This is a genomic window from Frederiksenia canicola, assembly GCF_011455495.1.
Taxonomy (GTDB): domain Bacteria; phylum Pseudomonadota; class Gammaproteobacteria; order Enterobacterales; family Pasteurellaceae; genus Frederiksenia; species Frederiksenia canicola.
On the sequence record NZ_CP015029.1, the window covers coordinates 766,110 to 781,060 of the forward strand.

A 14,951-nucleotide genomic window follows, 5' to 3' on the forward strand; every position below is an offset into this window, starting at 1 on the left:
GCGGGGGCAGAATTAAACTATTTTGTATTAAATCATATAAAGAGCAGTAACAATGAACCAACAGCACGCATTTATTAACCCTTACTTTATCGATGAACACGGCGAGAAAATTCGCCCAGCGCCTGATGTTTATGCCAAAATCGCAGAGCTATTAGGTGAGCCAAAAGCGGCAGGCGTTCTACCTCCCGTTAAAGTGGCAAAACAAGGCGAAGCAGTGGCATTCACCTTGCCAAAAAACAGCACAAAAAGCTGGCAGCTTACCCTTGAAAGCGGTCAAGTGTTAACAGGAAAATGCAAAAAAAATCAGCTTGCATTGCCAGCCGATCTACCTCTCGGCTACCACCAACTCAGTTTTGACGGTACGGCATGCCGTGTAATTATCACGCCTGAAACGGCTTTCCAACCTATTGAATTACAACAGAAAAAGAAATTGTGGGGATCGATTTTACAGCTTTACACCCTACGTTCTGAACAAAACTGGGGGATCGGTGATTTCGGTGATCTGCAACAATTCTTAGTCAAACTGGCGGAAAAAGGTGGTGATTTTGTGGGGCTAAACCCAATCCATTCCCTTTTCCCTGCTAATCCAGAAGGAGCAAGCCCGTACAGTCCATCTTCTCGCTTATGGCAAAACATCATCTACATCAACGTGCCAGCCATTGATGCTTTCCGTCAAAGTGCAGAAGCCACGGCGTGGTTCTATTCCGATGCGATCCAACAACAGTTGAAAGAGGCTCGCCAAAAAGAGTATGTGGATTATTCGCAGGTGATGTGGCTGAAATTGGCAGGCTTACGCCTAGCTTACAAGCAGTTCAAACAGCAAGATCAAACTGCCTTCGAGAAATTCATCGAAGAAAATGGCGAATCACTCAAAGTGCAGGCGACTTTTGATGCCTTGCACGAGTGGCTTTCTTCCCAATTTGCCGATCAATATGGTTGGTCGTCTTGGGATGCAAAATTCCAAGATTATCAGACCGCTTGCGTTGCCGAGTTCCAAAATGCTCAAGCGGAATTGGTCCGCTTCCATATGTGGCTGCAATTTGTCGCACAGCAACAACTCAAGGCCTGTAATGAACTGGCTAAACAGCTACAAATGCCAATCGGTTTTTACCGCGATTTAGCCGTAGGCGTGGCAGATAATGGTGCGGAAACTTGGGCAGATAAAGAGCTTTATGTCCTTGGAGCATCGGTGGGGGCTCCGCCAGATATTTTGGCACCACAAGGGCAGAACTGGGGGCTGTCGCCAATGCACCCAGAAGTGCTTGCTGAGCGTGGTTATCAACCATTTATCGACTTATTGCGTGCCAATATGAAAGATTGTGGGGCATTGCGGATTGACCATATTCTTGGCTTTGCGAGAATGTGGTGGGTGCCTAAAGGCGATTCAGCCAAAAATGGCGTGTATGTAAAATATCCGTTAGAAGATCTGCTTTCGATCTTGGCATTAGAAAGCCAACGCCACCACTGTTTGATCATCGCCGAAGCTCTCGGAACGGTGCCTGACGGAATGTTAGAATCCCTTGAAAGCAAAGGTATTTTAGCCTACAACATTTTCTATTTTGAGTATGAAGAAGGAGCAAGCAAACCGCTGGCAAACTACCCATACCAAGCGATGACTACCCTTAGCACCCATGATTTACCAACAGTACAAGGCTACTGGAAAACCTACGATTTTGAGTTAGGGCAGCGTTTTGATGTGTATCCAAACCCAGAAGTGCTTGAGCAGCTTTACAAAACTCGCCACGAAAACAAGCTGAAAATTCGTGCTGCGGTAGAGGCGGTGCAGGAACTTGAGCCAGATTATTACGGTATCACTCAAAACTTCAACCACCAGCTTCAAAGCTATGTGGCGGACACCAACAGTGTGCTATTTGGTACGCAACCAGAGGATTGGCTAAATATGTTGGAGCCAGTAAATATCCCTGGCACTAGCACCGAATATCCAAACTGGCGACGTAAACTCAGCCGCAATGTGAGTGATATTTTTGCCGATGAATCGGTACAAAAATTGCTTGAAACGATTGAACAAAAACGCAACCCGTAAATGTAAAAAACCGCACGTCAGTGCGGTTTTTTTGTGTCTACTATTTTAATCCTAATTTTTTCTCGAGATAGTGGATATTGGTGCCACCTGCTCGGAAGTTTTCATCGGAGAGAATTTGTTGATGAAGTGGAATATTGGTTTTGATACCCTCTACAATTGTTTCGCTTAAGGCATTTTCCATACGACGAATGGCAATTTCACGCGTTTCCCCGTAAGTGATGAGTTTGGCGATCATTGAATCGTAGTGTGGCGGAACCGCATAGCCTGAGTAAATATGCGAATCCCAACGTACGCCTAAACCACCTGGAACGTGTAACCGTCCGATTTTTCCTGGCGATGGTAAGAAGGTTTTGGAATCTTCAGCGTTAATACGGCATTCGATAGCGTGTCCACGCACTTTGATGTCTTCTTGTTTAATCGACAGTGGTAAACCTGCGGCAATACGCAACTGCTCTTTCACCAAATCTACGCCCGTGATCATTTCAGTCACAGGGTGTTCCACTTGAATACGAGTATTCATTTCAATGAAATAAAATTCACCATTTTCGTATAAAAACTCAAAAGTGCCTGCACCACGATAGCCGATTTCGATACACGCATTAGCACAACGTTCACCAATAGATTTACGTAATTCATCACTAATACCCGGTGCAGGGGCTTCTTCCACTACTTTTTGGTGGCGGCGTTGCATTGAACAGTCACGCTCGGCTAAATAAACGGCATTGCCGTGGGTATCCGCAAGCACTTGGATTTCGATATGGCGTGGATTTTCAAGGTATTTCTCCATATACACCATATCGTTGTTGAATGCTGCTTTCGCTTCTGCTTTGGTCATTGCGATCGATTCTTCCAAATCTTTCTCGTTATAAACCACACGCATTCCACGACCACCGCCACCACCGGACGCTTTGATAATCACTGGATAGCCGATTTTCTTAGCAATCTCTTTATTTTTTGCGACATCGTTACCAACTGGTCCATCTGAACCAGGTACGCAAGGTACGCCCGCTTTTTTCATCGCAGTGATCGCCGACACTTTATCGCCCATTAAGCGAATCACATCGGCCGTTGGGCCGATAAAGACTAAGCCAGATGCCTCCACCTGCTCTGCGAAATTGGCATTTTCAGATAAAAATCCGTAGCCTGGGTGAATAGCGTCCGCACCCGTCACTTCAGCTGCAGCAATGATCGCTGGAATGTTTAAGTAGCTTTTGGTAGATGGGGCTGGGCCGATACAGATGGTTTCGTCAGAGAGAAGAACGTGTTTAAGTTCACGGTCGGCAGTTGAGTGTACTGCAACGGTTTTGATGCCTAGTTCTTTACAGGCACGCAAAATGCGTAATGCAATTTCGCCACGATTGGCAATGACAACTTTTTCTAACATGAGTTTGTCCTTTGGTAAGACAAGCGGTCAGATGTTAGGAAAGTTTTGCAAATCAGATTTGCAAAACGTTTTGAGAATCTCACCGCTTGTAGAAGAAATTATTCGATGATGAAGAGTTTTTGGTCAAATTCAACTGCTTCGCCGTCATTGACTAAAATTGCTTTAATTACACCAGCTTTGTCTGACTCGATACGGTTCATCATTTTCATTGCTTCTACAATGCAAAGTGAATCACCTACTTTTACCGTTTTACCCACTTCAACAAATGGCGGAGCATCTGGGCTTGGGCTACGGTAGAACGTTCCCACCATTGGAGAAAGCACCGCATGACCGCTGATATCTGCAGCTACTGGGGCTGGTGTTGCGACAGGGGCTGCTGGAGCAGCTGTTGCAGGTGCTGGAGCCGCAGGGGCTTGTGGTGCGGCGACATATTGCACTGGAGCTGGAGTGGCAACAGGTGCTGCACGACTAATGCGAACTGTGCCTTCTTCTTCTGAAACCTCTAATTCGGTGATGCCTGATTCTTCAACAAGCTCGATAAGTTTTTTGATTTTGCGAATATCCATAGTGAGATCCGTTTTAAATGTGAATAGAATAACGAGAATGCCCAAATAAAACAGGGCAAAAAACCGGTGCGTAGATTACCTGAATTTCGTCAAATTTGCGATGAAAATCTTACAAAATTGGCGAAAATAGCTCAGTTTTGTCACTGATCCAATCAGTTTATTCCGCTCTTTTTAAGAAAATGGATAGCATAGTCTAACGCATAATCGTAGCCTTTTGCCCCCAGGCCGCAGATCACTCCTTTTGCCACATCGCTTAAATAGGAGTGATGGCGGAACGGCTCGCGGCTATGTACATTTGACAAATGCACTTCCACAAATGGAATTGCCACCGCCAGTAACGCATCTCGTAATGCGACACTGGTATGGGTAAAAGCAGCGGGGTTGATGATAATGAAATCGGTATTTTGAAAGGCTTGGTGAATACGTTCAATCAATGGCTGTTCACCATTGGCTTGGAAAAATGCGAGCTGAAAACCTTGTGCTGCGGCTTGTTGTTGCAGACGTTGTTCAATATCTGCCAAGGTTTGCGAGCCATAAATATGCGGTTCACGTTTGCCCAACATATTGAGATTGGGGCCGTTTAAAAGTAGGATTTTTTTCATGTTGATACCTTAGCTTAGGTGACAAGCGGTCATTTTCTTCAAGTTTTTTGCAAATTTACAGCAGTTCTTTTACCAAAACAGATACCGCTCGTTCCACACGAGTGGTTTGATTGCATTACAACAAGTCCTTCACTAACTCAGGCGGTCTGCAAAATTTTGTGCCTTTTTGACCGCTGGCGAAAGGGCGGTTGAGTAGCCGAGGGTGAGCCGACATTAAGGCAATGATTTCGTTGTCGCTCAAGGCTTTGCCTTCGATAAACTGTTGATATTCTTCAACATCGGTGCGTAATGCCTGTTCGATACTCACCCCACTTTCGTGAATCAATTTCTCAATCAATTCTGCGGAAAGGGGGGTAACTAAATATTCAACAATCGTTGGTTCAACGCCAGCCTCACGCAAAATGGCTAACGTTTCGCGAGATTTGCTGCATTTTGGATTGTGATAAAGGGTAATCATAAGGTTTCCTGTGAGAGATCTTTACGCAACGACACCATCAGTTGATCGATTTTCAGATTTTCAGTGTCAATAATTTCAAATTTGTAGCGGTCATATAACACAAAATCGGTCTTTTTCGGAATTTTGCGTAGCATATACATCATAAATCCGCCAATAGTTTCGTAGTTTTCTTGGTTAGGAAATTCAATAATATCCAACGCTCGCATCACATCCTCCAGCGGCGTTGAACCATCAATCAGCCATGAGTCTTGGTCACGGCGGACAATCTGTTCTTCCTCGTTTGACACCAACTCGCCCATTACAATGCTCATCACATCATTGAGTGTCACAATGCCCACCACCAACGCATATTCGTTGATAATCACCGCAAAATCTTCGCCTGAGGACTTAAACAGCTCCAACACTTCATACAACGAAAGTGTGTCAGGAATGTACAACGCCTTGCGTAGCACACGATTATCGGTAAGCGAGACTTTTTCTTCCTGCAAAAAGAGTGTCAGCAAGGTGTGCGACTCCACATAGCCGATAATTTTGTCGATGCTACCGTCCGAAATCAGCAATTTTGAGTGCGAATTTTGCTGTAATGTTTCGAAAATTTGCTGACGAGTGAAGGACTTATCCAAAAATACAATGTTTTCACGGGTGGTCATTGTTGACGTGACGGTGCGTTGTTGCATATCAAGAATGTTTTCGATCAGATAATGTTCTTGCGTTTTTAGCACCCCCGCTTCTGCCCCTGCATCCACCATTGCGATAATATCTTCAGGCGTCATATTGTCTTGGCGAACGGTCGAAATGCGAAGCAAACGAAACAGCCCGTTGGCAATCGCATCAAACAGCAACACGAATGGCTTGAGCAGTAAGATGGTTAGGCTCATCACCCCCACCAATTTCAATGCCACTTTTTCAGGATTTGCCATTGCCAACCGTTTTGGCATTAAATCCGCCAGCAAAATAAAGGAGATCGTCACCAACGCAAACGACAGCCACGATGCTGCACTGTCTAACCATTCAGCTTGGCTATATTTGGCAAGAAATTGATGTACATAAGGCGTGATAGATCCTTCGCCAATCATACCACCTAGAATCGCCACCATATTCAACCCAATTTGAACCACGGTAATAAATTGCCCCGGTTGTTCCTGCAGCTCCAATACTTTTTGGGCTTTTTGATTGCCCTCGTTGGCTAAATTCTGTAATTTGAGTTTTCTCGCCCCCGCCAACGAAATTTCCGCCGACGAAATTACCGCACTCACCACAATCAGTACGCCAATAATCAATATCGATTCAAATAATCCCATTTTTACCTTAATTTTGCCCGACAATACGAAAAATTGCGGTGATTATAACAAAGGCGGAATGAGACGCAAAAATTTGCAAAATTTTTGTAAAAAGTGACCGCTTGTTTGCTAAAATTGCACAGTCTATTTTATATAAGGAGCAAAAAATGGAGCTTTATTACTTTATTGGTGGGATCGCCGTAGTGGGCTTGTTGATCGTAAGTTTGATCATCGCCTTGATGTTCCGCCGTGTGGTAAAAACCAACGAGGTGCATATTGTTCAGTCAGGCGGTAAAACCACTTCTTATGGTAAAGACACCGGCAATGGTAACGTTTATTATGCTTTCCCTTCTTGGCTGCCTGTCATCGGGGTGAGCACCATTGTGTTGCCCGTGTCAGTATTCTCAATCAAAATCGATAACTACGAAGCCTACGATTTAGAGCGTTTGCCTTTTGTGGTGGATTTGACCGCATTCTTCCGTATTTCAGATTCTAATTTAGCGGCTCAACGTGTGTCGGATTTCCGTGATATGAATGCACAACTTGTTGATATTATTCAAGGTTCTGTGCGTTCCATTCTTTCTAGTCGCAATCTTAATGATATTTTACAAGTGCGTTCCGAATTGGGTGATGATTTCACCACGGCAGTAAAAGAGCAGTTAAAAAATTGGGGGATTGAGCCAGTTAAAACGATCGAGTTAATGGATATTCGTGACAGTGGCAACTCTCATGTGATTCTCAATATTATGGAAATCAAAAAATCCTTCATTGAAAAAGAGAGCCGTGTTGAAGTCGCTCGTAACCAAAAAGAAGCTCAAATTGCCGAAATTGAAGCGAAAAAAGAATCCGATGTGAAGCAACAAGAAGCAGAAAAAGAAGTGGGTTTGAAAACCGTTGAAAATCAACGAGAAGTAGCAATTTCCAATGAGCAGGCTCAACAACGTGTAAAAGAGCAGGAAAAAATCACCAAAGAGCGTGAAATGGACGTTAAACGGGTGGCGGAAGTGAAGCAGGCGGAGATTGCGAAAGATGTGCAAATCGTCAAAGCCGATCAAGACAAACGCACGCAAGAAATTAAAGCAGAAGCTAATCGCAATGCCTTGATCATCGACTCTGAAGCCGAGAAGCAGCATCAAATTTTGGTAGCGGAAGGGGAAAAGCAGAAAGCCTTCTTAGCTGCGGAAGCATTGCTTGAAACAAAAGATAAAGAAGCACAAGGTATCGCAAAAATTGGTACTGCGGAGGCCGATGCGAAACAAAAACTCGAAATTTCTTTGGTTTCTGGTCAAATTGAATTAGCAAAAGAAATTGGTAGCAATGTGGGGTATCAGCAGTATCTTGTGAGTATTCGCCAAATCGAAGCGAATCAAGCAATTGGTATCGAACAGGCCAAAGCCCTTGCGAATTCAGATATGAAATTCATCATCAATGAAGCGAAGGTAGATAAAGGTATTGAGCGTGTAGGGGAATTATTTAGCTCTACCGGCGGTACAAAATTAGCCGCCACCTTAGAAGGACTGAATCAGTCAGAGCTGGGTAAGGCATTGATTGGTAAATTCCTTGGCAATCACGATCAAGACAAGCCAAAAGCCTAATGGTTACAAGCGGTCAGTTCCTGAGCATTTTTTGCAAATTTGCTGATGGAACTGACCGCTTGTGATTAGCATTTTTCTTCAATGAGTTTAACCAACAACTGAATATGATCGTCGCTCGCATTTAACGCAGGAATGTAGCGATAGTTTTTCCCACCCGCATTCACAAAGTTTTCACGATTTTCTTCCGCAATTTCTTCGAGTGTTTCTAAACAATCTGCCGAAAATCCAGGGCAGATTACGGCAACATTTTTTACATTATTCGCTGGAAATGTTTGCAAGGTTTCATCTGTGTAGGGTTGTAACCATGTTTCATTGCCGAAGCGAGATTGAAATGAAATAAACCATTGATTTGGTTGCAATCCGAGTTTTTCCACAACTAAGTGAGCAGTTGCTCGGCAATGATCAGCATAGAAATCACCTTCTGTTTCATAGCGTTGCGGAATACCGTGGAACGAGAAAAGCAACAGTTCATCTTCTGCAAGTTGAACCGTATTGGCAAGGGCTTGAATATAAAGAGGGTGGTCGTGGTAGTTATGAATAAATTCAAATGGCACCATTTTTTTGTGCATCTGTAAGGCACGAGCAAAAGCATCAAATACGGAAGCTGTTGTACTTGAGCTATATTGTGGATATAACGGTAATACAATAATTTTTTCCACACCTTGAGTAATCAGGCTCTCTACCGCTTTTTCAATGCTTGGATTACCGTAGCTCATGCCTAATTCAACAACAACGTTGCAGTGATGGCTATCAAAATAGGCTTGTACCGCTTTCTGTTGCTGGCGAGAAATGGCAAGTAAAGGAGAACCTTCATTTGACCAAATTGCTTTATAGGCTTCAGCCACTTTTGGTGAACGTTTTGGTAGAACGAAAAAGTTGAGTATCGGTAACCATTTTAAGCGGGGGAGGTCAATTACTCTAGGATCGCTTAAAAATTGGCGTAGATAGCGTTTAACAGCGGGTGTCGTCGGTTCATCGGGGGTACCAAGGTTAGCAAGGAGTACACCGATTTTAGTTTGGGTCATGGATAATTCCTTAATAAAGAAAGGCTGAAAATTGCCAATCATTATAGTGAATTTCCTTGTTCGGTGCCATGTATCAGAGCAAAAGGCAAAGCGGTAAATAGCTTGACATTGGGTAATAATTACTCTAGAATTTGCCGTCCTTTCGTCTATGAAAGGGCGTTTTTAATTATTTTTTATTTTTAACTGGAGCTTAATTAATGGCAACTATCAACCAGCTAGTACGCAAACCGCGTGTGAAAAAGGTTGTAAAAAGCAACGTTCCTGCATTAGAGGCTTGCCCGCAGAAACGTGGTGTATGTACTCGTGTATATACTACAACTCCTAAAAAACCAAACTCAGCGTTACGTAAAGTATGTCGTATCCGTTTAACGAATGGTTTTGAGGTTACTTCTTATATCGGTGGTGAAGGTCATAACCTTCAAGAGCACAGTGTTGTATTAATCCGTGGTGGTCGTGTTAAAGACTTACCGGGTGTGCGTTACCACACTGTACGCGGTGCATTAGACTGTGCAGGCGTTAAAGACCGTAAACAAGGTCGTTCTAAATACGGCGTTAAGCGTCCTAAATCTTAATGGTTCTCCGTTAAGTAAGGCCAAACGTCTAATTTTTTAAAAAATTACCACAAACTCCAGTTCCTGTAAGGCTTACCTTACATTAGAGTTTTGGAAAATCCTGAAGATTTTATAATACGGAGAAATTAAAATGCCACGTCGTCGTGATGTAGGTCAACGCAAGATCCTCCCAGATCCAAAATTCGGATCAGAATTACTTGCAAAATTCATTAACGTTTTAATGGTAGATGGTAAAAAATCTATCGCAGAATCCATTGTGTATGATGCATTAGAAACGCTATCTCAACGTTCAGGCAAAGAAGCGTTAGAAGCATTTGATGCAGCACTTGAAAACGTACGCCCAACGGTTGAAGTTAAGTCTCGCCGTGTTGGCGGTTCTACTTACCAAGTGCCAGTAGAAGTTCGCCCAACTCGTCGTAATGCATTAGCAATGCGTTGGATCATTGAAGCTGCTCGTAAACGTGGTGACAAATCAATGGCACTTCGTTTAGCTAACGAACTTTCTGATGCAGCAGACAACAAAGGCTCAGCAGTGAAAAAACGTGAAGATGTTCACCGTATGGCTGAAGCTAACAAAGCGTTTGCTCACTATCGTTGGTAATAAGCTTTTGACTTTTGTAGGCTTCATCTCAAAATCTGTGATGAAGCCTATTACATATATAAATTCACATTAGATTACAAAATAAGGTAAGAATAATGGCTCGTACAACTCCTATTGAGCGATATCGTAACATCGGTATCAGTGCTCACATCGACGCAGGTAAAACAACTACCTCTGAGCGTATCCTTTTCTATACAGGTAAAAGCCATAAATTAGGCGAAGTGCACGATGGTGCAGCAACAATGGACTGGATGGAACAAGAACAAGAGCGTGGTATCACTATTACTTCTGCGGCTACTACAGCATTTTGGTCTGGCATGTCAAAACAATACCCAGAACACCGTATCAATGTTATCGATACTCCTGGACACGTTGACTTTACCATTGAAGTAGAACGTTCAATGCGTGTTCTTGACGGTGCAGTCATGGTTTACTGTGCAGTAGGTGGTGTTCAACCACAATCTGAAACTGTATGGCGTCAAGCAAATAAATACCAAGTGCCACGTATTGCGTTTGTAAACAAGATGGACCGTACTGGTGCTAACTTCTTGCGTGTGGTTGATCAAATCAAAACCCGTTTAGGTGGTAACTCAGTTGCATTACAACTTCCAATTGGTTCAGAAGAGAATTTCAAAGGGGTTGTTGATTTAATCAAAATGAAAGCGATTAACTGGAATGATGCTGACCAAGGGATGTCATTTGTTTATGAAGATATCCCAGCAGACATGTTAGATGCATGTCAAGAGCGTCGTGAAATGCTCGTGGAAGCAGCAGCAGAAGTATCAGAAGAGTTAATGGAAAAATTCTTTTCTGGAGAAGAGTTAACAGAAGAAGAAATCAAATCTGCATTACGTCAACGTGTCTTAGCAGGTGAGGTGATTCCTGTTTGCTGTGGTTCAGCATTTAAAAATAAAGGTGTTCAAGCGATGCTTGATGCGGTAATTGATTATTTACCTGCACCAACAGACATTCCTGCAATTAAAGGTATCAACGAAGACGAAACGGAAGGTGAACGTCATGCAAGCGATGATGAGCCATTCTCTTCACTCGCATTTAAAATTGCAACGGACCCATTTGTTGGTAACTTAACTTTCTTCCGTGTGTATTCGGGTGTAATCAATTCAGGTGATACTGTATTGAACTCTGTGAAGCAAAAACGTGAACGTTTTGGACGTATCGTACAGATGCACGCTAACAAACGTGAAGAGATCAAAGAAGTTCGTGCGGGCGACATCGCTGCAGCAATCGGCTTGAAAGATGTTGGTACTGGCGACACATTATGTGCGATCGATGCCCCAATCATTCTTGAGCGTATGGAATTCCCAGAGCCAGTAATTTCTGTTGCGGTAGAGCCAAAAACCAAAGCTGACCAAGAGAAAATGGGCTTAGCATTAGGTCGTTTAGCACAAGAAGACCCTTCATTCCGTGTTCATACTGATGAAGAGTCTGGCGAAACTATCATCTCTGGTATGGGTGAGTTACACTTAGATATCATTGTGGACCGTATGAAACGTGAGTTCAAAGTGGAAGCGAACATCGGTAAACCGCAAGTATCTTATCGTGAAACTATCCGTACTACAGTTAAAGATGTTGAAGGTAAACACGCAAAACAATCTGGTGGTCGTGGTCAATACGGTCACGTTGTTATCGACTTATATCCATTAGATCCTGAGGGTCCTGGTTATGAGTTCGTAAATGAAATCAAAGGTGGCGTAATCCCTGGTGAATATATCCCTGCAGTTGACAAAGGTATCCAAGAGCAGCTTAAGTCTGGTCCATTAGCCGGTTATCCTGTAGTAGATTTAGGTGTGCGTTTACATTTCGGTTCATACCATGATGTTGACTCATCTGAATTAGCGTTTAAACTTGCAGCGTCATTAGCATTTAAAGCGGCGTTCGCAAAAGCAAATCCTGTTCTACTTGAGCCAATCATGAAGGTTGAAGTAGAAACTCCGCCAGATTACGTTGGTGATGTAATTGGTGACTTAAGCCGTCGTCGTGCGATGGTAAACGGTCAAGAGGCAAATGAATTTGTTGTTAAAATCAATGCGGAAGTTCCGCTTTCAGAAATGTTTGGTTACGCAACAGATCTCCGTTCACAAACTCAAGGTCGTGCATCATACTCAATGGAACCGTTAAAATATGCTGAAGCACCTTCAAGTGTCGCAGCAGCTGTTATTGAAGCACGTAAAAAGTAATTTGATTTAATCAATTTCCGTAGTGCATTTCGCACTACGGGGCTTACATAGGAAACATTAGCAATGTCTAAAGAAAAATTTGAACGTACAAAACCGCACGTAAACGTGGGTACAATCGGCCACGTTGACCACGGTAAAACAACTTTAACCGCAGCGATTACTACCGTATTAGCAAAACACTACGGTGGTTCTGCTCGTGCTTTCGACCAAATCGATAACGCACCAGAAGAAAAAGCACGTGGTATCACCATCAACACTTCACACGTTGAGTACGATACACCAACTCGTCACTACGCACACGTTGACTGCCCAGGACACGCGGACTATGTGAAAAACATGATTACCGGTGCGGCACAAATGGACGGTGCTATCTTAGTAGTTGCGGCAACAGACGGTCCAATGCCACAAACTCGTGAGCACATTCTTTTAGGTCGCCAAGTAGGTGTACCATACATCATCGTATTCTTAAACAAATGCGACATGGTAGATGACGAAGAGTTATTAGAATTAGTTGAAATGGAAGTTCGTGAACTTCTTTCTCAATACGATTTCCCAGGTGATGACACACCAATCGTACGTGGTTCAGCGTTACAAGCGTTAAACGGCGTGCCAGAGTGGGAAGAGAAAATCCTTGAGTTAGCAGGTCACTTAGACTCTTACATCCCAGAGCCAGAGCGTGCAATCGACAAACCATTCCTTCTTCCAATCGAAGACGTATTCTCAATTTCTGGTCGTGGTACCGTAGTTACTGGCCGTGTTGAGCGTGGTATCATCCGCACTGGTGATGAAGTTGAAATCGTGGGTATCAAAGATACTACGAAAACAACGGTAACTGGTGTTGAGATGTTCCGTAAATTACTTGATGAAGGTCGTGCAGGTGAGAACGTTGGTGCTTTATTACGTGGTACTAAACGTGAAGAAATCGAACGTGGTCAAGTATTAGCGAAACCAGGTTCAATCACACCACACACAGACTTCGAATCAGAAGTGTACGTATTATCAAAAGAAGAAGGTGGTCGTCATACTCCATTCTTCAAAGGTTACCGTCCACAGTTCTACTTCCGTACAACTGACGTAACGGGTACTATCGAATTACCAGAAGGTGTTGAGATGGTAATGCCTGGCGATAACATCAAAATGACTGTAAGCTTAATTCACCCAATCGCAATGGACGAAGGTCTTCGTTTTGCGATTCGTGAAGGTGGTCGTACAGTAGGTGCGGGCGTTGTAGCGAAAATCATCAAATAATTAATTTTTATTAATTATTAAAGCATAAAGAAAGGCGTATCGAAAGATACGCCTTTTTGTTTGGGGCAAAGACTGCAAGCGGTCACTTTGTGATAATATTTGGCAAATGAGTATTTGCAAAATATTATTGGGAACTAACCGCTTGTGGATTAAGCTTTTTTCTTGAGCGAAGAAAGAATACCAATGCTACAGCACCACTTAAGCAAGAAATACCAAAAGCAAGTAAAGAAAGTTTCTGATCCATAAAATAGCCAATCAGGTACAGCATTGGTAATGAAAAGAGAGAATCAAAAGCTGACATAATTGATTCAGATGTTGCTCTAGTTTCTTGTTTGATATTATCGTGGAAATTCGCACTAAAAAAGATACTAAGTAGCCCTACGCAAAAAACATGAGTGACAAGCAATAATAATAGAATCCACATCGAACTTGTAAATAGTGGCATTAATATCATTGCAGTTATGTTTACTAGCATCACCCTTACTCGCTGTTTTTCCGTAAATGTCACTATTCGAACAATTTTTCCTGCACTGAGTATTGCTATTTGTAACATTAAATACCCATATTCAAGACCATAAGGAAACTGTTTAAAAAGATGTTGCCAGAGTAAAAATGGTGCGAGTGATGATGAAGCATAAAAGACACTCGCCCAGAAAAATGATTGGCGGCTGAGCTTGGTAATCAGGGGTAAAATCGAATGAACTTGCAATTTCTCTTTGCTCTCAAACAAATAATCTTTTCGATAATAAAATAAGATCGTTGCTGAGATGGTGTAGGCGAGAGCGGAATAGATCCAAGGATATTGGCTATTTTGTTTGAATAAATAATAGGCCCCCATTCCACCGAGAATGGCTCCAGCACTTCGATAAATGACACTCAAGGAAAAGAGTTTTTCAGTTGAATCTTTAAAGGAAGATTTTAACCCCACTAAAACGGCATTTGCAGCCCCAGAGATCAAGGAAAGCCCGATACCATAAAAGATCATTGAACATTCCAATCCGTAAGAAAAATCAGCTAATAATAAGATACGTGAGGCAATAATTATGAGCAATCCGATTACAACTGCATTGATAGGCTTGATTTTATCGGCCAAAAAGCCCGTTGGGATTTCACAAATTAAGATGAGCAAGTTGAGCAGAATAAACAGAATGGAAATACTCTGGAAATTTAATCCTTTATCTAAAAAGTACAAAACGTTCACTGCAGCATAAGCCCCATAGCCTATGGCGGAAAATAAAATAGTGTAGAGATAACGTTGAATCTGAATTGGCATAAATATCTTTAAATAATTTTTCATTTCTTGATTTGCCAAATATTATCACAAAGTGACCGCTTGCAGTCTTTGCCCCAAACAAAAAGGCGTATCTTTCGATACGCCT

The 14,951-nt window shown here is 42.7% G+C and carries 13 protein-coding genes; 6 read left to right on the forward strand and 7 right to left on the reverse strand.

Features of this window, described 5'->3' with window-relative positions; genetic code table 11:
* The first annotated feature begins 52 nt into the window (after positions 1 to 52).
* Positions 53 to 2,044, forward strand: coding sequence for a 4-alpha-glucanotransferase (malQ, locus tag A4G17_RS03750; protein ID WP_123957612.1), 1,992 nt, complete (start codon positions 53 to 55; stop codon positions 2,042 to 2,044).
* A gap of 40 nt (positions 2,045 to 2,084) precedes the next feature.
* Here the strand turns inward: malQ and accC are convergent, their stop codons facing one another.
* The 5 genes from accC to paeA all read right to left on the reverse strand — a co-directional run bounded on the left by accC (position 2,085) and on the right by paeA (position 6,354).
* Positions 2,085 to 3,428: an acetyl-CoA carboxylase biotin carboxylase subunit gene (gene accC, locus A4G17_RS03755; protein WP_123957613.1), complete on the reverse strand. Its 1,344-nt coding sequence runs from the start codon at positions 3,426 to 3,428 to the stop codon at positions 2,085 to 2,087.
* A gap of 98 nt (positions 3,429 to 3,526) precedes the next feature.
* Positions 3,527 to 3,994, reverse strand: a complete 468-nt coding sequence (gene accB / locus A4G17_RS03760; protein WP_123957614.1) for an acetyl-CoA carboxylase biotin carboxyl carrier protein — start codon at positions 3,992 to 3,994, stop codon at positions 3,527 to 3,529.
* 152 nt (positions 3,995 to 4,146) lie between these two features.
* Positions 4,147 to 4,596: a type II 3-dehydroquinate dehydratase gene (gene aroQ / locus A4G17_RS03765; protein ID WP_123957615.1), complete on the reverse strand. Its 450-nt coding sequence runs from the start codon at positions 4,594 to 4,596 to the stop codon at positions 4,147 to 4,149.
* A gap of 115 nt (positions 4,597 to 4,711) precedes the next feature.
* Positions 4,712 to 5,053 (reverse strand): arsenate reductase (glutaredoxin), encoded by a 342-nt coding sequence (arsC, locus tag A4G17_RS03770; protein WP_123957616.1) that lies wholly within the window; start codon positions 5,051 to 5,053, stop codon positions 4,712 to 4,714.
* Complete coding sequence (paeA, locus tag A4G17_RS03775; RefSeq protein ID WP_123957617.1) at positions 5,050 to 6,354, reverse strand: polyamine export protein PaeA; 1,305 nt, start codon at positions 6,352 to 6,354, stop codon at positions 5,050 to 5,052. The genes arsC and paeA overlap by 4 nt, the downstream gene beginning before the upstream one ends.
* Before the next feature lie 146 nt (positions 6,355 to 6,500).
* Here paeA and A4G17_RS03780 point away from each other — a divergent pair, with 146 nt between their 5' ends.
* Positions 6,501 to 7,928 (forward strand): SPFH domain-containing protein, encoded by a 1,428-nt coding sequence (locus tag A4G17_RS03780; protein ID WP_123957618.1) that lies wholly within the window; start codon positions 6,501 to 6,503, stop codon positions 7,926 to 7,928.
* 65 nt (positions 7,929 to 7,993) lie between these two features.
* Here A4G17_RS03780 and hemH read toward each other — a convergent pair whose 3' ends face one another.
* The gene (hemH, locus tag A4G17_RS03785) at positions 7,994 to 8,953 is read right to left on the reverse strand and encodes a ferrochelatase (RefSeq protein ID WP_123957619.1); all 960 of its coding nucleotides are present in this window, start codon (positions 8,951 to 8,953) and stop codon (positions 7,994 to 7,996) included.
* 197 nt (positions 8,954 to 9,150) lie between these two features.
* Here hemH and rpsL point away from each other — a divergent pair, with 197 nt between their 5' ends.
* The 4 genes from rpsL (at position 9,151) to tuf (ending at position 13,572) form a co-directional block, all read left to right on the forward strand.
* Positions 9,151 to 9,525, forward strand: a complete 375-nt coding sequence (gene rpsL / locus A4G17_RS03790; protein WP_005708967.1) for a 30S ribosomal protein S12 — start codon at positions 9,151 to 9,153, stop codon at positions 9,523 to 9,525.
* A gap of 130 nt (positions 9,526 to 9,655) precedes the next feature.
* Positions 9,656 to 10,126 (forward strand): 30S ribosomal protein S7, encoded by a 471-nt coding sequence (gene rpsG, locus A4G17_RS03795; RefSeq protein ID WP_123957620.1) that lies wholly within the window; start codon positions 9,656 to 9,658, stop codon positions 10,124 to 10,126.
* 95 nt (positions 10,127 to 10,221) lie between these two features.
* Positions 10,222 to 12,324 (forward strand): elongation factor G, encoded by a 2,103-nt coding sequence (gene fusA, locus A4G17_RS03800; protein ID WP_123957621.1) that lies wholly within the window; start codon positions 10,222 to 10,224, stop codon positions 12,322 to 12,324.
* A 63-nt stretch (positions 12,325 to 12,387) separates the two neighbouring features.
* The gene (gene tuf, locus A4G17_RS03805; protein ID WP_123957622.1) at positions 12,388 to 13,572 is read left to right on the forward strand and encodes an elongation factor Tu; all 1,185 of its coding nucleotides are present in this window, start codon (positions 12,388 to 12,390) and stop codon (positions 13,570 to 13,572) included.
* Between the two features lie 124 nt (positions 13,573 to 13,696).
* Here the strand turns inward: tuf and A4G17_RS03810 are convergent, their stop codons facing one another.
* Positions 13,697 to 14,869 carry an MFS transporter gene (locus tag A4G17_RS03810; RefSeq protein WP_148087024.1) on the reverse strand — a complete coding sequence of 391 codons (1,173 nt, stop codon included), beginning with the start codon at positions 14,867 to 14,869 and terminating at the stop codon, positions 13,697 to 13,699.
* Positions 14,870 to 14,951 lie beyond the last annotated feature (82 nt).

Bases quoted from the DNA above. Each gene is read 5' to 3' on its own strand.
- accC (WP_123957613.1), bottom strand. From the start codon at position 3,428: ATGTTAGAAAAAGTTGTCATTGCCAATCGTGGCGAAATTGCATTACGC.
- tuf (WP_123957622.1), top strand. From the start codon at position 12,388: ATGTCTAAAGAAAAATTTGAACGTACAAAACCGCACGTAAACGTGGGT.
- aroQ (WP_123957615.1), bottom strand. From the start codon at position 4,596: ATGAAAAAAATCCTACTTTTAAACGGCCCCAATCTCAATATGTTGGGC.
- hemH (WP_123957619.1), bottom strand. From the start codon at position 8,953: ATGACCCAAACTAAAATCGGTGTACTCCTTGCTAACCTTGGTACCCCC.
- malQ (WP_123957612.1), top strand. From the start codon at position 53: ATGAACCAACAGCACGCATTTATTAACCCTTACTTTATCGATGAACAC.
- rpsL (WP_005708967.1), top strand. From the start codon at position 9,151: ATGGCAACTATCAACCAGCTAGTACGCAAACCGCGTGTGAAAAAGGTT.
- fusA (WP_123957621.1), top strand. From the start codon at position 10,222: ATGGCTCGTACAACTCCTATTGAGCGATATCGTAACATCGGTATCAGT.
- accB (WP_123957614.1), bottom strand. From the start codon at position 3,994: ATGGATATTCGCAAAATCAAAAAACTTATCGAGCTTGTTGAAGAATCA.
- A4G17_RS03780 (WP_123957618.1), top strand. From the start codon at position 6,501: ATGGAGCTTTATTACTTTATTGGTGGGATCGCCGTAGTGGGCTTGTTG.
- rpsG (WP_123957620.1), top strand. From the start codon at position 9,656: ATGCCACGTCGTCGTGATGTAGGTCAACGCAAGATCCTCCCAGATCCA.
- arsC (WP_123957616.1), bottom strand. From the start codon at position 5,053: ATGATTACCCTTTATCACAATCCAAAATGCAGCAAATCTCGCGAAACG.
- paeA (WP_123957617.1), bottom strand. From the start codon at position 6,354: ATGGGATTATTTGAATCGATATTGATTATTGGCGTACTGATTGTGGTG.
- A4G17_RS03810 (WP_148087024.1), bottom strand. From the start codon at position 14,869: ATGAAAAATTATTTAAAGATATTTATGCCAATTCAGATTCAACGTTAT.